21 protein-coding genes are annotated in these 18,883 nt (G+C 35.7%); 15 read left to right on the top strand and 6 right to left on the bottom strand.

Going from position 1 to position 18,883, the window contains the following annotated elements; translation table 11 throughout:
• Positions 1-32: 32 nt before the first annotated feature.
• The 5 genes from MYP_RS19510 to MYP_RS19490 all read right to left on the bottom strand — a co-directional run bounded on the left by MYP_RS19510 (position 33) and on the right by MYP_RS19490 (position 5,141).
• Complete coding sequence (locus MYP_RS19510; protein WP_045467275.1) at positions 33-1,325, bottom strand: metal ABC transporter permease; 1,293 nt, start codon at positions 1,323-1,325, stop codon at positions 33-35.
• A gap of 193 nt (positions 1,326-1,518) precedes the next feature.
• Positions 1,519-2,313, bottom strand: coding sequence for a metal ABC transporter ATP-binding protein (locus MYP_RS19505; protein ID WP_045467274.1), 795 nt, complete (start codon positions 2,311-2,313; stop codon positions 1,519-1,521).
• Between the two features lie 22 nt (positions 2,314-2,335).
• A complete protein-coding gene (locus MYP_RS19500; RefSeq protein ID WP_045467273.1) occupies positions 2,336-3,265 on the bottom strand; it encodes a metal ABC transporter solute-binding protein, Zn/Mn family in 930 nt (309 codons plus the stop codon).
• A complete protein-coding gene (locus MYP_RS19495; RefSeq protein ID WP_197060138.1) occupies positions 3,262-3,924 on the bottom strand; it encodes a metal-dependent transcriptional regulator in 663 nt (220 codons plus the stop codon). The genes MYP_RS19500 and MYP_RS19495 overlap by 4 nt, the downstream gene beginning before the upstream one ends.
• A gap of 83 nt (positions 3,925-4,007) precedes the next feature.
• The gene (locus tag MYP_RS19490; protein ID WP_045467272.1) at positions 4,008-5,141 is read right to left on the bottom strand and encodes a hypothetical protein; all 1,134 of its coding nucleotides are present in this window, start codon (positions 5,139-5,141) and stop codon (positions 4,008-4,010) included.
• Between the two features lie 43 nt (positions 5,142-5,184).
• Here MYP_RS19490 and MYP_RS19485 point away from each other — a divergent pair, with 43 nt between their 5' ends.
• Complete coding sequence (locus MYP_RS19485) at positions 5,185-5,991, top strand: 2,3,4,5-tetrahydropyridine-2,6-dicarboxylate N-succinyltransferase (RefSeq protein ID WP_045467271.1); 807 nt, start codon at positions 5,185-5,187, stop codon at positions 5,989-5,991.
• Positions 5,992-6,744: 753 nt separating this feature from the next.
• Here MYP_RS19485 and MYP_RS19480 read toward each other — a convergent pair.
• Positions 6,745-7,635: a 3-hydroxyacyl-CoA dehydrogenase family protein gene (locus MYP_RS19480; protein ID WP_045467270.1), complete on the bottom strand. Its 891-nt coding sequence runs from the start codon at positions 7,633-7,635 to the stop codon at positions 6,745-6,747.
• 271 nt (positions 7,636-7,906) lie between these two features.
• Between MYP_RS19480 and MYP_RS19475 the strand changes: the two genes are divergently transcribed.
• From MYP_RS19475 to MYP_RS19410, 14 genes are all read left to right on the top strand, one after another.
• Positions 7,907-8,716, top strand: coding sequence for a MotA/TolQ/ExbB proton channel family protein (locus MYP_RS19475; protein WP_045467269.1), 810 nt, complete (start codon positions 7,907-7,909; stop codon positions 8,714-8,716).
• Between the two features lie 18 nt (positions 8,717-8,734).
• Positions 8,735-9,325, top strand: a complete 591-nt coding sequence (locus tag MYP_RS19470) for an ExbD/TolR family protein (protein WP_045467267.1) — start codon at positions 8,735-8,737, stop codon at positions 9,323-9,325.
• A 58-nt stretch (positions 9,326-9,383) separates the two neighbouring features.
• On the top strand, positions 9,384-9,893 hold the full coding sequence (locus MYP_RS19465) for an ExbD/TolR family protein (RefSeq protein WP_045467265.1): 510 nt from the start codon (positions 9,384-9,386) through the stop codon (positions 9,891-9,893).
• A 33-nt stretch (positions 9,894-9,926) separates the two neighbouring features.
• Complete coding sequence (locus MYP_RS19460) at positions 9,927-10,757, top strand: energy transducer TonB (protein WP_045467263.1); 831 nt, start codon at positions 9,927-9,929, stop codon at positions 10,755-10,757.
• Between the two features lie 143 nt (positions 10,758-10,900).
• Positions 10,901-11,056 carry a hypothetical protein gene (locus MYP_RS26430; RefSeq protein ID WP_197060137.1) on the top strand — a complete coding sequence of 52 codons (156 nt, stop codon included), beginning with the start codon at positions 10,901-10,903 and terminating at the stop codon, positions 11,054-11,056.
• Between the two features lies 1 nt (position 11,057).
• A complete protein-coding gene (locus MYP_RS19450) occupies positions 11,058-12,017 on the top strand; it encodes a PstS family phosphate ABC transporter substrate-binding protein (RefSeq protein WP_197060136.1) in 960 nt (319 codons plus the stop codon).
• A 13-nt stretch (positions 12,018-12,030) separates the two neighbouring features.
• On the top strand, positions 12,031-13,590 hold the full coding sequence (locus MYP_RS19445; RefSeq protein ID WP_045467256.1) for a tetratricopeptide repeat protein: 1,560 nt from the start codon (positions 12,031-12,033) through the stop codon (positions 13,588-13,590).
• A gap of 155 nt (positions 13,591-13,745) precedes the next feature.
• Positions 13,746-14,120 (top strand): TerB family tellurite resistance protein, encoded by a 375-nt coding sequence (locus MYP_RS19440; RefSeq protein ID WP_045467254.1) that lies wholly within the window; start codon positions 13,746-13,748, stop codon positions 14,118-14,120.
• Between the two features lie 187 nt (positions 14,121-14,307).
• Positions 14,308-14,910 carry a DedA family protein gene (locus MYP_RS19435; protein WP_045467252.1) on the top strand — a complete coding sequence of 201 codons (603 nt, stop codon included), beginning with the start codon at positions 14,308-14,310 and terminating at the stop codon, positions 14,908-14,910.
• A gap of 75 nt (positions 14,911-14,985) precedes the next feature.
• The gene (locus MYP_RS19430) at positions 14,986-15,246 is read left to right on the top strand and encodes a hypothetical protein (RefSeq protein ID WP_045467250.1); all 261 of its coding nucleotides are present in this window, start codon (positions 14,986-14,988) and stop codon (positions 15,244-15,246) included.
• Positions 15,247-15,252: 6 nt separating this feature from the next.
• The gene (locus MYP_RS19425) at positions 15,253-16,755 is read left to right on the top strand and encodes an OmpA family protein (RefSeq protein ID WP_045467248.1); all 1,503 of its coding nucleotides are present in this window, start codon (positions 15,253-15,255) and stop codon (positions 16,753-16,755) included.
• A gap of 3 nt (positions 16,756-16,758) precedes the next feature.
• Positions 16,759-17,805 carry a Gfo/Idh/MocA family oxidoreductase gene (locus MYP_RS19420; protein ID WP_045467246.1) on the top strand — a complete coding sequence of 349 codons (1,047 nt, stop codon included), beginning with the start codon at positions 16,759-16,761 and terminating at the stop codon, positions 17,803-17,805.
• Positions 17,798-18,295 carry a YkgJ family cysteine cluster protein gene (locus MYP_RS19415; protein ID WP_045467245.1) on the top strand — a complete coding sequence of 166 codons (498 nt, stop codon included), beginning with the start codon at positions 17,798-17,800 and terminating at the stop codon, positions 18,293-18,295. Before MYP_RS19420 ends, MYP_RS19415 begins: the two co-directional genes overlap by 8 nt.
• A gap of 19 nt (positions 18,296-18,314) precedes the next feature.
• A complete protein-coding gene (locus MYP_RS19410) occupies positions 18,315-18,875 on the top strand; it encodes a YdcF family protein (RefSeq protein ID WP_045467243.1) in 561 nt (186 codons plus the stop codon).
• Positions 18,876-18,883 lie beyond the last annotated feature (8 nt).

Raw genomic sequence — 18,883 nt, 5'->3', positions numbered from 1 at the left:
TTTAATTTATAATTTCATTCATTCCTATCTACTTAAAAATCTTTATAAGGGATTTTGGTATCATGAGGATCCACTTTGGGATACTGCAACTGTTCCAATATTTTAGATTCCAGTTCCGGAGTAATGATGTGTTCAATAGTTTCAGCATCATCATGTACATGATCAGGTGCAAGCTGAAGATATTGTGTCAGGTATAATTCCCAGAGCCTGTGTAATCTTGCTATTCTTTGACCTTTTGCTTTTCCAGCTTCTGTAAATTTCCAATGATCCTTAGTTTTATTAAGAAAACCTTGTTCGGTTAACCTGGCAAGTCCATTTTTCAAATGGTCCTTTCGCATTGGTCTTCTCTCAAGCAAGGTATGAATGGATCTTTGTGTAAAGAAGTCCTGATCTTTTTCTCCCAACTGAAAGAAAAGCTTCAGAATATTTTCGTCTGTGATTTGTTTCTGGTTCTTTATTTGTTTGCGCAGTCTTGCAAATACACCCTTGACAGGAGCGAAAGTAAAGGATATAATGGCGATCATGGAAATTACCATTACGATCCAGGGGCCCGTTGGCATGGAAGGAGCAAGGTAAGAGATGTATGCACCGAAAATCCCGGAAAAAGCACCCATCATTGCCGCCACCAGCATCATAATGGTCAGGTTATGAGTCCAATACCTTGCAGCGGCGGCAGGTGTAATGAGCATAGCAGCCATTAAAACCACTCCGACCGCCTGAATGCCGGTAACTACAGCCAGTACAGTAATAGATGTGAGCATAAATTCCAGCATTTTTACTGGTAATCCTATTGCCTCTGCAAAATTTCTGTCAAACGAAATGAGGGTAAATTCTTTAAAAAAGAAAAATACACCGATTAGTAGTATGATACCTACAAGTCCAAAGCTATAAAGATCCTCCGGGAGAATGGAGGCTGCTTTTCCAAATAAAAAGCTGTCTAACCCACTTTGGTTGGCGTTTCCGCCATGCTGAATAGCTGTCAGTAATAAAATCCCGATTCCGAAAAAAACAGAAAGGACTATACCAATTGCACTATCTTCTTTAAGTTTGGTTTTGGACGAAATAAATTCTACCAGAAAAATGCTTAGTCCACCAGTAATAAAAGCACCTATTAAAAGTACAAATGGATTTTTATCCCCGGTTAATAAAAAAGAGAGGCAAACTCCAGGCAATACAGAATGGGCAACAGCATCACCGATCAAAGCTCTTTTTCTCAGAAATGTAAAACATCCCACTACCGCTGAGCAGACGGTCATAAGTATCGAACCTGCTACAACATATCTTATATTAGGATCAGTAAATGAGAAGAATTCAAAGAATTTCATATGTTATGAAGCTTAAAGTTGAAAGCTTAAAGCTTAAAGTCATTTAGTTTAATAATATTAATTTAAAGCCATCTTGTAAAATGTCATAAAGAAGCTAGATTCATTTCTATCATTTGCATATCCTATTGTTGCTATTTTCATGTGTAAACACTTCAACTTTCAACTTTCAACTTTTTACTTTCAACTTTAGGCTTTAAGCTTTATCCTCTCGGGACGGAAATTGCTGTTTCTCCAGCAAATCGCCGACTTTGGCCAGTACAGTTAGTTTTCCTCCATAGGTTTCTTGTAGAAGGTCCTGAGTGAATACTTTCTCTGTCGGGCCAGAAGCGACTAAGCGCATATTTAATAATAAAACCCAGTTAAAATAGGTGATGGCAGACTGTAAATCATGATGCACAACAACTACTGTTTTTCCGGATGTTGTCATATTCCTGAGAATCTCAATGATTGCAGCTTCTGTCGCAGCATCTACTCCTGCAAATGGCTCGTCCATAAAATAAATGTCTGCATCCTGAGCCAGAGCTCTGGCTAGAAACACCCTTTGTTGCTGACCTCCTGAAAGTTGAGAAATCTGTCTGTTTGCAAAATTTTCAAGACCTACTTTTCTAAGACACTCCATCGCAACTTCTTTATCTGCTTTCCTTGGCCTATTAAATAATCCGATCTGACTATACCTTCCCATTAGTACAACATCCAATGCTGAAGCAGGGAAATCCCAGTCAACAGATTCTCTTTGTGGTACATAGCTCACTTTTTGCCTCACTTCGTCCAGCTCCTTACCAAATAACCTCACAAAACCACTGCTGAGAGGAATCAGTCCCATAATTGCTTTGATTAGTGTAGATTTACCGGCTCCATTAGGACCAATGATACCGGTAAGAGAGCCTGCTGGCAGGGTTAAATCTACTCCCCATAAAACCGGTTTCCTATGATATGCCACTGTGAGATCGTGGACTTCTAATATTGGATTTGGAACCTGAATAATCATAAAGTTCTGATATATTTATAGTTTACTTTAGGGCAAAAGTGATTTTTTGTACATTGCTGGTAACCATTCCGATATAGGTGCCTTCAAATGTTCCCTGAGCACCCATCGCATCACTGTATAAGGTGCCACCAATTGAGATTTCATGTCCTTTTTCTTTTACTCCTTTCACTACTGCTTCGATAGCTTTGGGAGACACGGAAGACTCTACAAAAACAGCTTTAATTTTTCTCGAAACAATGAAATTTACAAGGCCGGTAATATCATTTAATCCAAAATCAGATGAGGTAGAAATACCTTGGAGACCTTTTACCTCAATTGCATAAGCTTTACCGAAATATCCGAAAGCATCATGTGCCGTAATCAAAACCCTTCTTTCCTGAGGAATAGACTGAATTTCATGTTTTACCCACTTATCAAGAGAGTCGAGTTGTTTTAAATACTTTGCAGCATTATGCTCGTAGTAATCTTTTTTCGAATTATTGATCCTTGTAAGGTTATTATAAATTTCTGCAACAGATTTTGTCCAGAGATGTACATCAAACCAAATATGGGGATCAAATGCATTGGCAAATTGAGGAGCAGTCATTAGAAGGTTATGAGGAATGCCGTTGGAAACCGGAATTACAGGTTTTGTTTTGGCTAGCTTTTCCAGAATTTCTGCCATTTTCCCCTCAAGGTGCAAACCATTATAGAAGATAATATCTGCTTCCGAAAGCTTCTCAAGATCTCCATGAGTAGCCTTATAAAGATGCGGATCAACCCCTGGTCCCATGAGCGCAACAACATCTGCAGAGGTGTCAGCAATGTTTTTTACTGCATCTGCAATCATACCTGTTGTTGTTACAATTAATAGTTTTTTCTTCTTTTGGGGAGCTTTGTCAGAACAGGAAAAAATGGATCCTGAAAAGACTATGAAAAATATTGTGAATAGAGTGTAATTGTATTTTTTCATGATTCTGCGATGAGAATGTTTTTGGCTACTTCATTTGAGACAAGTATCGTTTTTTTATTATCAATCAGGATTTCTAGAGAACCGTCAAATTCAATTTTGTCCATTACCTTAATTTTTGCCCCTATATAAATTCCCGCTTTATCAAGATATTGAAGAAATAAAGGGGAGGTCTCTTTCAATCCTATTACTTTTCCCTGGTTATGTAAATCCGTCTCTGATAAAGGAGTATGTTTCTTTGCTTTCATTTCTCCCCGCCCATTAGGAATCGGGTCTCCATGAGGATCAAAAGGAGGGAAGCCTAAGAATTCATCTAGCCTCTCTATGAGCAAGTTAGATTGAATGTGCTCAAGTTGTTCTGCAATTTCATGAACTTCATCCCAGTTAAAATTTAACTTCTCTACCAGAAAAACTTCCCAAAGCCTGTGTTTGCGAATTATCTGTAAAGCGATCTTTAGGCCACTTGGTGTTAATGAAACACCTTGATATTTTATGTAGTTAATGACTTCTTTCTGCGAAAGTTTTTTGAGCATATCACTAACAGATGCGGGCTTGGTATTTAAAGCATCTGAAATGGCATTTGTTGAAACGTCAAATTTGCCATCCTCGGAAAGGTGGTAAATCGCTTTAAGGTAGTTTTCTTCAGTATAACTCAGCAGCATGATTCAGCCTAATTGTAATACAAATATACAATAATTTAGGTTTGCCTAAAAAAAAATTTAGATTTATTGTATTGTGTTTGCTTTTAGCGGTTTAATATGGTTTTGACAATCTGGAGGAGTTTAATTTCTTCAGAATCCCAGGAGGTATGTTCTGGTTTTGAGGTAAAAAAAATGTGTTGACTTAAATTTTCAAGAAGTTCTTCAGGTTTAGAGTTGTTGAAATCAAAAGTGACAGATGCATTGTATGGGGATGTAATTGAAGTCCAAATGGGATTCGGAGGAATGATCATTGGAAGATACAATGAGAGGTATTCGTATAATTTGGTTGGAATACAATTTTCAGTGCTTTTATTGGGAAGGTAGCTCAGAATTCCTATATCAGAATTGTGAATTTCATTTAAGATATCGGAATGGGCAACTGGTGTATCTCCTCCGAGGAGGTGGATGAAAGGATAATTTCTAATTTCTGATTTTACCACTTTAAGTGTTTCTTTTTTAGGTGAATACCCTATGATGGTTAAAGTGATATTTGAATTTAACTCATGGAGTTTTATTATAAGTTCTATTGTTTTAAATATTCCATAAACTTCAGCAATTGTACCAGAATATAAAAATCGAATACCGCTCTTTGGATTAATCCTTAATTCTTGTTTTAAAACAGGGCTAATTCCCTCATTTTTAAATTTATTCTCAATAATACAGCTTTTGTTTTTGGAAAAGGAAAACTCGGATTCGTAATTTCTTTCCGCAAGCAAATAAAAATCTATTAATGGCCTTGTCAGCATTTCAATAAATCGAACCCCACTTGCAATTATATTTCGAATGAAAGGAGGGAAAGTTGGAGTGAAGCGGATATTACGGTAATAATTTTCCTGAATATCATAGATTAATACAGTTCCAGAGAATAATTTGTATATAATGCTAACTATCAGAATCTCATAGGTAGTAATGATCATTAGTTGAGGTTTTACTTTAAGTAAAAGTCTGAATAATTTTAATTGGGCTCCGATTCTGGAAATGTGTAATCTGGATTCTGAAAATAAGGTGTGAAAGAAGATTTTATCTTCAGCCTTTGAATCTTTTGTCGGAGAAAATCCGGCAATATGGATTTCCACATCATTGAGTTTAAGCAATGATTTTGCAAATTTTTCGTACATTCGGGTCTCATTTACCGGTTTGAGCACCGAGGCCAGAAGTATTTTGGCTGTTTTACTCATTGACACTAAAATTAATACTTTTATATTTTAATACATTTTATAAATGAAAGAGATTATTGAAAGAGCCTGGAATGACAGAAGTATATTGAATGATCAGGAAGTACAAATTGCAATCAGGACAATTATTGAAGAACTGGATAAAGGTATCAGAAGGGTTGCAGAGCCAACTGAAAATGGATGGCAGGTAAATGAGTGGATTAAAAAAGCAGTTATTCTTTATTTCCCGATTCAGAAAATGAAGGTTACAGAAGTAGGTCCACTTGAGTTTCACGATAAAATGGAGCTTAAAAAAGGATATGATAAACTGGGAGTAAGGGTTGTACCTCACGCTGTTGCGAGATATGGAGCATTTCTGGCAAAAGGGGTTATCATGATGCCTTCTTATGTAAATATTGGCGCTTATGTAGATGAAGGAACAATGGTCGACACTTGGGCAACTGTTGGTAGCTGTGCTCAGATTGGAAAAAATGTTCACTTGAGTGGTGGAGTTGGTATAGGTGGTGTTTTAGAACCTGTTCAGGCTGCTCCAGTGATCATCGAGGATGGCGCATTTATCGGATCAAGATGTATAATTGTGGAAGGTGTACGTGTTGGGAAAGAAGCGGTTATAGGGGCAAATGTTTGTCTTACAGGTAGTTCTAAAGTGATTGATGTGACAGGGGATAAACCTGTTGAATATAAAGGGTTTGTGCCGGAAAGATCGGTTGTAATTCCAGGTTCTTACACAAAAAAATTCCCTGCAGGTGACTTTCAGGTTCCTTGTGCATTGATTATTGGGAAAAGAAAACCAAGTACAGACCTTAAGACATCTCTTAATGATGCATTAAGAGAAAATGATGTAGCAGTTTAATAATTATCAAATATCGTAAATCAGGACCCTGGAATTTATTAATGAGATTTCAGGGTCTTTTTTATGTTTTGTGTTAATGAGTTACTTTAACTTTGTTAAGGTAATTTGTTTAAAATGAGTTTTTTGCAATAAGATATACTGGTAGTTTCATTTACAAGATGTACATTCTGAAAAAATCAAAATTTTCAGAAATTTTGATTTATTCCATTACCAATCAATTTTACTGTAATACTTCTAAAACCAGCATTGAAAATCTTTGAATTATTAAAAAACATATTTAGTCGTAAAAATTCCATTCATGATTTTGGGATATTTTTTCCTTCATTATTCTGTCTCATTTTTTAACTATTTGTGAGTGCTATTAACTATTGAAGGTTATTGTTTTTATTATCCATTTTGGATTATTTCTAGTTGAAGTAGACTGATAATAATTAGTCAATATTGGATCATTTTAAGGAGATTAAAGTTCAAAAAGCAGGCCCTGGCAAACTCCAGCTTTTTACCAGATGATTTAATTCTATTCAAAAAATCTATGGCCTGATTAATTTTATCAAATCTATTGATTTAGGTTTTCCTCTCAAATTAGATCATGAATGTTATAAGGAATGTTTAGATTTTAACATAAACATCCCATCTGGCAAGAGGGATTTTGAATATTCTGAAAAGGCTATTCAGGAATTTTGGGAATCGTAGATTCTCTATGAGAAATGAGGTGACTGGTAAAAATACACTATATATTATAATAGTGTATTTTTATAAAAATCTTTCAGCTGGAATCAATTTGTCTTTTCCACTCTTGTTATAATCATAAAATCCTATGCCCGACTTCACACCTTTATGCCCGGCTTCCACCATATTTACCAAAAGAGGACAAGGAGCATATTTAGGATTTCCCAGTCCGTCATGCAGCACTCTTAGAATAGCCAGGCAAACATCTAATCCAATGAAATCAGCCAATTGCAATGGACCCATTGGATGCGCCATTCCAAGTTTCATAACAGTATCTATTTCCGTTACTCCGGCAACTCCTTCGAAAAGACTAAAAATAGATTCATTAATCATAGGCATGAGGATTCTGTTTGCCACAAATCCCGGATAGTCATTAACTTCAACAGGAATTTTTTCAAGCTTAACTGAGATTTCCATAATTGTTTCGGTCGTCAGTTTGGACGTTGAATACCCATTAATGACTTCAACCAGTTTCATGACGGGTACAGGGTTCATAAAGTGCATCCCTATTACTTTGTCAGGTCGTTTTGTTACAGCTGCAATTTTGGTAATGGAAATAGAAGATGTATTTGTTGCCAGAATGGAGGATTGTGGGGCTATAGAATCTAATTCCCGGAATAAATTTAATTTAACATCTTGATTTTCCGTTGCAGCTTCAATAATCAGATCCGCATTTTTTACTCCATCATTTAGTAAAGTAAATGTTTTTATTTTTGATAGAATTTCAGATTTCTGCTCGGGTTTTATTATTTCTTTTTTAATTTGGCGTTCAATATTTTGCTGAATGTTTTTCAGTCCGGTTTCGAGTGCTCCGGCAGATACATCACAAAGGCTTACTTCATATCCGAATTGAGCAAAAACGTGAGCTATTCCATTGCCCATAGTACCCGATCCGATAATTGTTATATTTTTCATGCAATAAATTTGTAGGTTTTAGTGTTATCAAAAAATAAATGTTTTAAAATATTGTTATTAAATAAGCATAAAATTTAGCTCAGATTTTTTTTTTCTTAAAAAGAAGGTATATTTGTCTATTATTCCTATAGGGTAATAGGGTGATGGGCCGATTTTGACAAAATTTTATTTTAACAATTTCTTAACATTTATTCGGTGTCTAAATTTATAGGTATAGTATAATTTTGTAAACAGATTTAATAACAGAGTTCAATAGTCATTTAAAAACAAAATGGAAAATCAAACTTCTTCTACGGGAAAATTTAATTCCTGGTTCGCTGTGGCAGCCATCGTATTGGCAATTCTTTTCAGTTTCATTCTTTATTTCAAAGTGTTGGGTAATCCTGCTAACTTTCAGGGTGATAATATTGCAAACCATCCAAAAGAAGGGAACTATCTTGGTATAGTTTATAAAGGTGGTTTGATTGTACCAATTCTAATGTCATTCAATTTAATGGTACTTGTTTTTTCAATTGAAAGAATCATTACTATAACAAAAGCATCAGGCAGTGGTTCGGTGAATTCTTTCATCAGAAAAATTAAAGGTTATCTTTCTTCAAATGATATCAGAGCTGCTATTGAAGAGTGCGATAAACAAAAAGGTTCTGTAGGAAACGTAGTTAAGTCTGTTCTTTATAAATATGAAGGTCTGTCTAAAGAGGCTGGACTGAGCAAAGATCAGAAACTGGCTTCAATACAGAAAGAGCTTGAAGAAGCTACTTCACTGGAACTTCCAATGCTTGAGAAAAACCTTACAATTATAGCTACTCTTGCATCCGTTGCTACTCTTACTGGTCTATTAGGAACTGTAATTGGTATGATAAAAGCGTTCGCAGCACTTGCTACTGCAGGTTCTCCAGATGCAGTTGCTCTTGCGAACGGTATCTCTGAAGCACTTATCAACACTGCATTGGGTATTGCAGCTTCAGCTTTAGCCATCATTGCATACAACTTCTTCACAAGCAAAATTGATGATCTGACTTATAACATTGACGAAATAGGATTCAGCATCACTCAATCATTTTCAGCAGGTACTAAGTAATCATAAAGCAGGATAATCATGCCAAAAGTAAAAATTCCTAGAAAAAGCATTTCACTGGACATGACAGCCATGTGTGACATGGCCTTCCTGCTGTTGACCTTTTTCATGCTCACAACCAAGTTCAAACCGGAAGAGCCTATCGCTGTAGATATGCCATCTTCAATTTCTGAAAGCATTCTTCCGGATGCCAACATCCTGACGATTTCTATAGGGAAAGAAGGAAGAGTATTTTATGGTTTGGACGGTCAGGAGGCTAAAAGAGAAGTTTTAAAAAACATCTCTTCTAAATATGGGGTAACATTTACTCCTGCTGAAGAGAAGAAATTTATCTTGATGTCTTCATTCGGATCACCTGTGAGCGAACTTAAAAAGGTGTTGGGCTCAAAAGAAGCAGAAATGAAACAACCAGGCATTCCGATAGACTCTAGCAATAATCAGTTAAGAGACTGGATTCTATATTCTGCCAGAGCTGACAAACAGCTGAAAGTCGCTGTGAAAGGTGATAAAGAAACTGACTACAAAGTGATATCAAGGGTTATTGCTATTCTACAAGACCTTAATATCAATAAAATCAAATTGATCACTACAATGGAGGCAAAACCCCAGTAGTTCGTTACTCCAAAGCAATTAATTAAAATTAGTTAGTACTATAAAAATCTAACCTAAAATGGCAGAAGTAAATACCGGCGGGGGTGGTGGTAAGGGTGGTAAAAAAAGGAGTAAGAAGATTTCTACAAAAATAGACATGACACCTATGGTGGATCTTGCTTTCTTACTTATTACATTCTTTATGCTTACGACTACCTTCAATAAACCGAAGATTATGGAGGTAAAGATGCCAGTGAAAACGGAGGATAATAAAAAGACCAATTATAAGGAATCCGAAACAATGACACTGGTATTGGGAGAAGAAAACAAAGTCTTTTATTTCATGGGGCTGACTAATCCGCAAGTAGAATCAACGGATTTCTCGGATCAGGGAATACGAAAAGTATTACTACAGAAAAACAAGTCAATACCGGAATTTAAAGTAGTAATTAAGGCGATGGATACTTCCAAATACAAAAACATGGTAGACATTCTTGATGAAATCCATATCACAGGAGTAAAATACTATGCAATTGGTAAAATCTCTCCGAAGGATATTGAATTAACCAAAACAGTTCAGGGTAGTTAGTTTTATCCGGAATAAACATCTAAAATAAGAATTATGAGCATCCTGGAAGAAACGGAAACGATTTCGGTTAAGAAAACAGAAATAAATTCCCAGGCCACCCTTAATGACATTGTTTTTGAAAACAGAAACAAGGAATACGGTGCTTTTATTATAAGAAAGGAGTATGGACGTTATGTTACTGTTGCTGTTGTAATTTCAGCCGTGGTGTTTTTTGTAGGTTTGGTATCTCCTCTTATCTATAATAAATATAAGCCTGCGGAGCAAGAAGAAATAGTACAAGAAGTTGATCTTGAATTGATGGAGGTCAAGGATGAGAAACCTGAAGAAGAAATTCCTGTTGAACCTCCGCCTCCTGCAGAGGAGCCCCCAAAAGTTGCAATGAGTGAATTTCTTGAGCCTGAGGTAACCAAAGATGAGCAGGTAGTTAAAGATCCTCCCAAAAACGATGATATTGTAAATCCTGGTCCTGTAGATCAGGATGGAGATGCCAACCTGAATGATGTGATTTCTGATGGTAATGGCTCTGGCAATGCTATCGTTGAGGCTGCTCCATCTAATGAACCGCTATTATATGTTCCTGAAATGCCAGAGTTTAAAGGCAACATGGAGGAGTTTTTTAGAAAAAACGTAGTATATCCTACAAAAGCTCAGAATAATGGTATTGAAGGTAAGGTATTCGTCCAATTTGTTATCAATACTGATGGCACTGTTACGGATGTTAAGGCTATCAGAGGTATAGGTTATGGCTGTGATGAAGAAGCAGAGCGTGTAACTAAAAAGATGGTTTGGACTCCTGGTAAGCAGAATGGTGTCCCTGTGAGAATCAAAAAGGTTTTACCAATCCATTTTAAATTACCGGATTAAAATATTAATCTTGTCAAAATTTCCTTAATCAGATTTTGCTTCCCTTTAGGTCTGATTAAGGATTATCTTTTTATAAGAAAAATAGTTAAAGTTTAAAAGTCAATAAGGTAGTGCAGAACGCGTTTTTTTATTTCAAATTATTAATGTCCTTTTTCTATGTGGGAATAGGCATTTACTTCATTGTTTATCATCAAACAATTCAGTTGTTAAGTCCTCAGATGAATATAGGGCTGGGTGCATTACTTATCCTTTATGGTGGGTTCAGGGGATACAGGGCTATTAAAGATCGTGAAGAATAAAATGCAATCTAATTTTCGGATATATCAGCTCTTTATTTTGCTAATTCTGACATTTTCCTGCCAGGAGGAGAAAAATAATAATAATAATAATAATAATGATAATGATGTCCCGGAAGATACTCCCGTAAAGGGGAAGATTCACATATTTTCAGAGTCTTCTTTTAAACCAGCCATTCTTCCTGAAAAAAATACTTTTGAAGGTATATATACCAACGCCAAAATTGATATATCCTTCACTTCTGAAAGATCAGCAATAGATTCCTTTTTAAGGGGTAAAACCGAAATGATAGTAGTTGGGAGGCCCTTAAACGATAAGGAATTATCTCCCTTTAAAGCAAAAGGAATCAAAGTTATTCAGGATATAATGGCTAAAGACGCAATAGCTTTTGTCCTCAATAAAAATTTCCCTGATTCATTATTAAGTCTTAATCAACTCAGGGATATACTCTCTGGTAAGGTAAAAAACTGGAGAGATATCAGCCCCTCATTTCCATTAGGTAAAATAGTAATTGCTGCCGACCAGAGCAATTCAGGAAACTTGTTTTTCCTTAAAGATAGTTTAGGCCTGGATATCAAAAATATAGAAATTTTTTCTGCTGATTCTGTTGCGGGAGTTATAGATTATGTAAAAGGTCATTCAAATGCTATGGGAATCATTGGCGTTTCTTGGTTGAGTGATGCCGATAACATTGATTCTAATGATTATTATAAACAAATCAAGGTAGCAGGACTATATGAAGACGACAAGGAAAAGTTTTCTTTACCCTTTCAGGGAAATATTGCCGATGGTTCATATCCACTGAAAAGAAATATTTACCTGATTTATAGCGGAGCACGAACTGGCCTTAGAACAGGATTCGCCTCTTTTATTCTGGGGGATCGCGGACAGAAAATAATTCTTAAGACAGGAATCGTTCCGGCTAAGATGCCGGGAAGAGATATAGAGTTTAAATACGAATAAAAATTAACTAGCAATGAGAAATGGTATTTTAGCTGGTTTTGCATTAATGCAAACATTGATGGTGAATGCTCAGACAGTTCAGGATGCTACCAGAAGTATTGAACTGGAACAGTATGAAAAAGCCAAAAAAACTTTGGTGGAGCTAAGTAAAAAGGATCAGAAGAACCCTGAAATTGCTTACCTGCTTTCTGATGTTTATTTTCAGACAGGAAATGCAGACTCGGCAAAGGTAGTTGCAGAGCAGGCTTTGGCAAAAAATGAAAGCCCCCTTTATTATGTTGCACTTGGCAAATCTGTTTATGAGGGAAATGATAAATCCGGGGAAAACTATTTTGAAAAAGCCCTTGTACTTTCAAAATCAAAAGACCCTAAAGTATTGGCTGGCATTGCTGAGTTTTATATCAATTCTCCAAAATACAGAAATCCAGATAAAGCTATTGGTTTGCTTCAAACTGCAATAAGCAAGGATGATAAAAATCCATATTACTATTCATTAATGGGGGATGCTTATCTTGCAAAAAATGATGGTTCCAAAGCAATCGAAAATTTTAAGAAAGCTTTGAATGCCAAACCTGGCTATCCTATGGCATATCTGAAGATGGGTAATATTTACAATAAGGCAAGAAATTATAATGAAGGGTTAAAGTATTATAATGAAGGTCTTGAGAAAAATCCTGATTATGTGCTGTTTCACCGTCAGATCGGAGACTTGTACTATCGTGCCAAACAATATCAAAAGGCCATTGCAAGCTATAAGGTTTATGTAGAAAACACAGACAAAAATGCAGATAATGATTTTCGATATGCGTCTTTCCTTTTCCTGAATGAAAACTATAAAGATGCCTTAAATATATTTGAAAATCTAAAGAAAAAAGATTACCCCAATCCAATACTTTACAGACTTCTGGGATACAGTTATTATGAAACAGGTGATGTTTCAAAAGGCTTAGAATCTATGAATGAATATTGGAAAAAAACAAATGACAAACTGGTTATAGGAACTGATTATGAATATATGGGTAAGATTTATTCAAAATCAGGCAATGACTCATTAGCTATAATCAATTATATAAAAGCAGTTGAAAAAGACTCATCTAAAATTGAATTGATCAGTGAAGTTGCAGGGATGTATTTTACAAATAAGCAATATGGAAAGGCAGCAGAAATGTTTGAAGCCAGAATTACAAAAATCACCCCAACAGCACAGGATTACCTGAATCTTGGAAAATCTTATTACTATGACAAAAACTATTCAGCTGCAGATTCTGCTTTTGTTAAAATAGTTGAAATGATTCCAGCATCTCCTACAGGATATCTTTGGAGAGCCAGAGCCAATTATTCAGCAGATACTGCACCTGACAAAGGAAAAGCCAAACCTTACTATGAAAAAGTGATCGAACTGACTCAGGAAGATGTTCAGAAAAATAAAAAAGAAATTACTGATTCCTATGCGTATCTGGCTTATTACTATTCAGTGAACAAGGATAAAGCCAAATCCAATGAATACTGGACGAAAGTGTTGGAATTAGATCCTGAAAATAAATTGGCGAAACAAGCTCTCGGAAAAAAATAACAGAGTTGATAATATATATAATTTTAAAGGTGCCTGAAGAAATTCAGGCACCTTTTTTGTGTGTAATTTTCTGTAGAATTTCAAGAAAAAATGTAACAAATCAAGAGTAAAACAGATTAATATAGTAATTAATATAAGGCCCAAAAACTAGTTATATGTCAACACAAAATATTCACATCGCAATGGGAAGCCTGGCCTACTCAATTGCAAAGGCTGATGGTGCAATTCAATCAGAGGAAAAAGAAACGATTAAAAACTTAGCACAAAAGGAATTTCAGCTGGGAGACGGTGATATTGAATGGATTGATCAAATGTTCAATAAGTTGGAGAAGGCTAATATACCTTTGGAAGAAGCTTACAATTATGCTTTAGATACTCTGGAAGCAAACAGGTTTCATTTTGATTTTACCCAAAGTATGAAATCAAAATGCATTAGTTTCATGGAAAGGGTAGCAGAAGCTTTTAATGAAACTTCAGTTGAAGAGAGATCTATTATTTCCAGGTTTAAAAAGGATGTGCAACGCTTTTAGTTGTTTAAAAGATTGCATCCAGAATACCGGCCACTGCAAGGAAGATAATCAATACTCCAATTAAGGCAATTATAACAATTGTTCTTATTATTGTTCCCATTTCTTTGTTTTGGATTATTTACATATTAACTAACCAGACACTCCATTGTTAATTACAAGAGGGGTATTGCATATAAATTTTTAGAATTTGGGGCCTGAATCAATAATTGAATTTGGAGGATTTGCCATTCTTCTTGCACTCGTGTTTATAGAGACTGGTTTGCTCATTGGCATATTAATCCCCGGTGGTGAAACTCTTCTATTTACAGCTGGCCTTTTATCCGGAACTGAGGTACTTAATGTGCCTCTGCCTCTTTTAATGATCACTCTGACATTGGCCTCCATTGCGGGAGATCTCACAGGGTATACAATTGGGATGAAAACCAGAAGGCATCTGTTTAACAGAGAAGACAGTTTTATTTTTAAAAGGAGTTACCTGGAAAGAGCTAAAGCATTCTACAGAAAACATGGTCCGGTCGCAATTATACTGGGCCGCTTTTTTCCAATTATCAGAACAGTCAATCCTTTAATGAATGGCGCTATAGATCAGCCTTACATGCGCTTTTTTTCCCTGACGGCCATTGGTTGTACACTGTATGTAAACTCAATTCTTCTGATTGGTTTTTATCTGGGTAAAACTTTCCCTTTTTTGAAAAGCTACCTTGAAGTCATTCTCCTTGGCATTGTTTTACTCTTTGTTCTGCCACTTTTAATAAGGATTAGAAAGGAAAAGAAAAACAAGGAAGGTTAATTCAAATTATTGAATAATTTTGTTCTCCCAATAATTAAGAATTAAAATCTTCCGGATGGGAGAAAACGTATCAGAATGATTGAAATAGTTGCATTATACTTCTTACTCAAAAACTTAGGTAAAATTGCCAAAGAAAAAGGACAATCATCCTTGCAATGGATAATATTTGGCTTTCTTGCTTGGATTTGTGGTGAGCTTAGTGGTATTGTTTTGGTACTCAATTTTATAGGACAGGAATATTTTATTTTTAGTATGTTTTTTGGAATCGGAATGGCTTATCTCTTCTTTTTGATCGTAAAAAGTAAGTTACAGGGCCTTCCTGATACTGAAAACTGATATTATATGAGTAAAAAGCTATTTCTGTTCGTATTAAACTTTATTTCCCTAGTTGCCTTCGGTCAAAAACATGCGAATACAAATCTGCAATCTCTGGGCAATCCTGTAAATACTCTTGAAAATTCTGAATTTGCTCCAACCATTAGTGCAGACGGAAATACATTAATTTTTGAATCCGATAAGGGCGGTCGATGGAGATTGTATATGAGCTCTCAGGTACAGCCAGGAGTTTGGTCAAAACCGATAGACATAGCAGCAATTAATAATGTAGTTGGTCCAAATGATTTCTTAGGTGGGCCTTGTCTGAGCTATGACGGCTCCACATTGTTCTTTACTTCAAATATGAAAGGTGGTATGGGGGGGATTGATATTTGGTACAGTAAACGAACTGGAAATAACTGGAGTGCTCCTAAAAATCTTGGAAAGCCTGTTAATTCAGCCGGGTACGATGGCTTTCCTTCTTTATCTCCTGATGGCAAAATTCTCTATTTTATGAGAGCGGGAGAAAAGAATACTTCAACAGGCCAGAGGTGCTGCAAACTTTTTACAGCTACACGACAAGGTGCATTTTTTATAAACCCGGTTCCATTGCCATATCCGATAAATACCGGATGTGAAGGATATCCGAGAATAATGGCAGATGGTAAAACTCTCATTTATTCATCATATAAACCGGAAGGCAAAGGAGGATACGATCTTTATGAGTCCAAACTTAAATATGGCAAATGGACAAAGCCAGTGCCATTGGATTTCATTAATACATCAAAAGACGATGAATTGATTTCTGTACCTGCTTCCGGAGATGTAATTTATCTTTCATCTACTTCGAGTAATAATAAGGATGATATTTATAAAGTGGAATTACCTGGTGAGTTTAGACCGGAAAAGGTGATTTCTGTAGAGGGTTTTATTAAGGATGAAGAAACCAACAAGCCTATTGCTTCAACCATTCAGCTTAACAATTTTAAAACCAAAGAAAAAGTATCAGAAGTTACCAATGACTCTCTTACCGGGAAATTTCAAGTATACATAGAGGAAGGCAAGACTTATGACTTTTCCATAAGTTCAAAAGGTCATACTTTTCATTCAGAGGTTCTAAAACCTGATTCTGTGAAGAGGTATCAAAAGTTTGAAAAAAATATTAAATTGAAGCCTCTCAAAAAGAATACTTCTTTTGTTTTAAATAATATTTTCTTCGAGTTTGATTCTGCTTCGTTATCTACAACTTCTTTTTTTGAGTTGGACAGGGTGGTGGATCTCATGAAGGCAAATAAAACTCTTGTAGTAGAAATTTCTGCACACACAGACGACAAAGGAAGTGATGATTACAACAATAAGTTATCTCAAAACAGAGCAGAATCAGTTGTTAGGTATTTAAAATCAAAAGGTATTATAGCTGAAAGACTTGTAGCCAGAGGTTTTGGTAAGACAATGCCTGCGGTACCTAATGATTCTGATGAAAACCGTGCTAAAAACCGAAGGGTGGAATTCAAAATTTTGAAAATCTGAAATATGTCAACTGAACAGATTAAGACAGCAATAGCGGGATATGGGGCCGCAGGTGAATTTTATCATGCGCCTTTTATCGCAAGTTTACCTCAATTTAAATTAACCAGTGTTCAGGAAAGACATAAAGAACAATCAAAGGTGAAGTTTCCTGATGTAAGGGTGGTCAGAGCTTTTACAGAATTAACTAAGGACCCGGATATTGAATTAATTATTATAACTACTCCTAATGAATATCATTTTTCTATGGCAAAAGAAGCGATGGAAATGGGTAAACATGTTGTAGTGGATAAACCAATTACAGTTACGTCAAAAGAAGCTGAGCAACTGATTAATATTTCCAAAGAGACTGGAAAGATCCTTACTGTTTATCAAAACAGAAGACTTGATGCCGGTTTACTTACAATTAAAAAGATAAAAGAGGAGAATGGATTTGGGAAAATCAGGCACTATGAAGCGCACTTTGATCGTTTTCGTCCTGCCATTAAAGATTCCTGGAGAGAGAAAGAAACTCCAGGAGGGGGGCTGTTGTATGATCTGGGTGTTCATTTGCTTGATCAGACTATTTACCTTTGGGGTAAGCCTCAGTCTATAACTGCAAAGATCGAAAGACAAAGACCTGATGCGGTAGTAGATGATTTCTTTGAGATCAGTCTTCAATATAATGGATTCAAAGCAGTCGTAAAAGCAGGGATGCTGGTGGAAGAAAAAACACCTCAGCTTTATGTGGAAGGTTCCAAATTAACTTACTTCCGTTATGATCTGGATCCGCAGGAAGCAGCTCTAAAAAAAGGATTGTTCCCCAGAGATGCGACATGGGAAAAAGAAACTGTCCCTACTCCTGGATTTATCAGAAATGCTGATTGTGAAGAATCAGAATACTCTTCAGAAAGAGGAAATTACCCTTATTTCTACAAGAATCTGGCAAAGGTGATTAGGGAAGGAGGTGACCTTTTTGTAAAGCCAGAAGAGGCGCTGTATGTAATTAAACTGATTGAGTTTGCAAAAGCAAGCAGTGAAGGGCAAAGAACCATTGATTTAAGTAATGTTTAAGCCAGAAGAAATTAAAGAAAAGGGAAAGGTTGCAGAGGCAATTAACAAAAAGTTTTTTGATAAGCTGAGAAAAGTTTCTCTGGATCATCTGGATAAAATCGTGCATCCTGTGCATGAAGATGTTTTTGAAGAAGTGGATTGTCTTACCTGTGCCAATTGCTGTAAGACTACAAGCCCTATATTTTATCAGGCAGATATAGAAAGGGTAGCCAGAAAATTAAGAGTAAAACCTTCCGAATTTATAGACCAATATTTGCATTTAGATGAAGATAACGATTATGTACTGAATTCAGCTCCGTGTCCTTTCCTTGATGGAGAGAATTATTGTCTTGTTTATGAATCTAGGCCTACAGCCTGCCGAGAATATCCACATACAAACAGAAAAAGGTTTCGTCAGATACTTAATCTTACTCTAAAAAATACACAGGTTTGTCCTGCTGTATTTGAGATTGTTGAAAGGTTGAAAGTAAAACTTGATTTTGGTAAATGAGTTCAGATTATTTTGATAGATGAAACGATTTCTCAGATATGTTGTAACTGCCATAATTTCTATCTTATTTATTCAGTCGTCTTTTATTGCTGCAGATGGGCTTTGGGATGATAATGTAAAAGCGGATTGTATTCTGATTCTTGGTAATAAGGTCAATGAAGATGGAACACTTTCTCCCAGATTGAAAGCTCGTGTGGATAAGGGTCTTCAGTTATTTCATGAAAATCCGTCTTCGATCATTATTGTATCAGGTGGATTAGGTAAAGAAGGCTATTATGAAGGTACAGAGATGAAAAAGTATCTAGTTGATCATGGAGTTCCTGCTGGAAATATTATAGCAGATGATCAAGGATATAATACTCTAAAGACTGCTAATAATTATCTGATAATTAGTAAGAGACATCATTTGAATAGCGTGACTGTTGTTTCTCAATACTACCATATTTCCCGAACTAAATATTTGTTAAGGAAAGTAGGAGCAGCTCATGTTTATGGTGCTCATGCAAACTTTTTTGAGTGGAGGGATTTTTATTCTATGTTTAGAGAATGCATAGCTTTTTATAAATACTGGCAAGTGTAAAATATTTT

It is taken from the genome of Sporocytophaga myxococcoides, from assembly GCF_000775915.1.
GTDB classification, from domain to species: Bacteria; Bacteroidota; Bacteroidia; order Cytophagales; family Cytophagaceae; genus Sporocytophaga; species Sporocytophaga myxococcoides_A.
This window is presented reverse-complemented; position numbering and strand designations above follow the sequence as displayed.

Excerpts from the sequence above, each read along its gene's own strand:
- MYP_RS19500 (WP_045467273.1), bottom strand. The coding sequence starts at position 3,265 with ATGAAAAAATACAATTACACTCTATTCACAATATTTTTCATAGTCTTT.
- MYP_RS19475 (WP_045467269.1), top strand. The coding sequence starts at position 7,907 with ATGGAAAATCAAACTTCTTCTACGGGAAAATTTAATTCCTGGTTCGCT.
- MYP_RS19495 (WP_197060138.1), bottom strand. The coding sequence starts at position 3,924 with ATGCTGCTGAGTTATACTGAAGAAAACTACCTTAAAGCGATTTACCAC.
- MYP_RS19490 (WP_045467272.1), bottom strand. The coding sequence starts at position 5,141 with ATGAGTAAAACAGCCAAAATACTTCTGGCCTCGGTGCTCAAACCGGTA.
- MYP_RS19510 (WP_045467275.1), bottom strand. The coding sequence starts at position 1,325 with ATGAAATTCTTTGAATTCTTCTCATTTACTGATCCTAATATAAGATAT.
- MYP_RS19465 (WP_045467265.1), top strand. The coding sequence starts at position 9,384 with ATGGCAGAAGTAAATACCGGCGGGGGTGGTGGTAAGGGTGGTAAAAAA.
- MYP_RS19415 (WP_045467245.1), top strand. The coding sequence starts at position 17,798 with ATGTTTAAGCCAGAAGAAATTAAAGAAAAGGGAAAGGTTGCAGAGGCA.
- MYP_RS19485 (WP_045467271.1), top strand. The coding sequence starts at position 5,185 with ATGAAAGAGATTATTGAAAGAGCCTGGAATGACAGAAGTATATTGAAT.
- MYP_RS19425 (WP_045467248.1), top strand. The coding sequence starts at position 15,253 with ATGAGTAAAAAGCTATTTCTGTTCGTATTAAACTTTATTTCCCTAGTT.
- MYP_RS19460 (WP_045467263.1), top strand. The coding sequence starts at position 9,927 with ATGAGCATCCTGGAAGAAACGGAAACGATTTCGGTTAAGAAAACAGAA.
- MYP_RS19445 (WP_045467256.1), top strand. The coding sequence starts at position 12,031 with ATGAGAAATGGTATTTTAGCTGGTTTTGCATTAATGCAAACATTGATG.
- MYP_RS19430 (WP_045467250.1), top strand. The coding sequence starts at position 14,986 with ATGATTGAAATAGTTGCATTATACTTCTTACTCAAAAACTTAGGTAAA.
- MYP_RS19470 (WP_045467267.1), top strand. The coding sequence starts at position 8,735 with ATGCCAAAAGTAAAAATTCCTAGAAAAAGCATTTCACTGGACATGACA.
- MYP_RS19505 (WP_045467274.1), bottom strand. The coding sequence starts at position 2,313 with ATGATTATTCAGGTTCCAAATCCAATATTAGAAGTCCACGATCTCACA.
- MYP_RS19480 (WP_045467270.1), bottom strand. The coding sequence starts at position 7,635 with ATGAAAAATATAACAATTATCGGATCGGGTACTATGGGCAATGGAATA.
- MYP_RS19440 (WP_045467254.1), top strand. The coding sequence starts at position 13,746 with ATGTCAACACAAAATATTCACATCGCAATGGGAAGCCTGGCCTACTCA.
- MYP_RS19420 (WP_045467246.1), top strand. The coding sequence starts at position 16,759 with ATGTCAACTGAACAGATTAAGACAGCAATAGCGGGATATGGGGCCGCA.
- MYP_RS19450 (WP_197060136.1), top strand. The coding sequence starts at position 11,058 with ATGCAATCTAATTTTCGGATATATCAGCTCTTTATTTTGCTAATTCTG.
- MYP_RS26430 (WP_197060137.1), top strand. The coding sequence starts at position 10,901 with ATGTCCTTTTTCTATGTGGGAATAGGCATTTACTTCATTGTTTATCAT.
- MYP_RS19410 (WP_045467243.1), top strand. The coding sequence starts at position 18,315 with ATGAAACGATTTCTCAGATATGTTGTAACTGCCATAATTTCTATCTTA.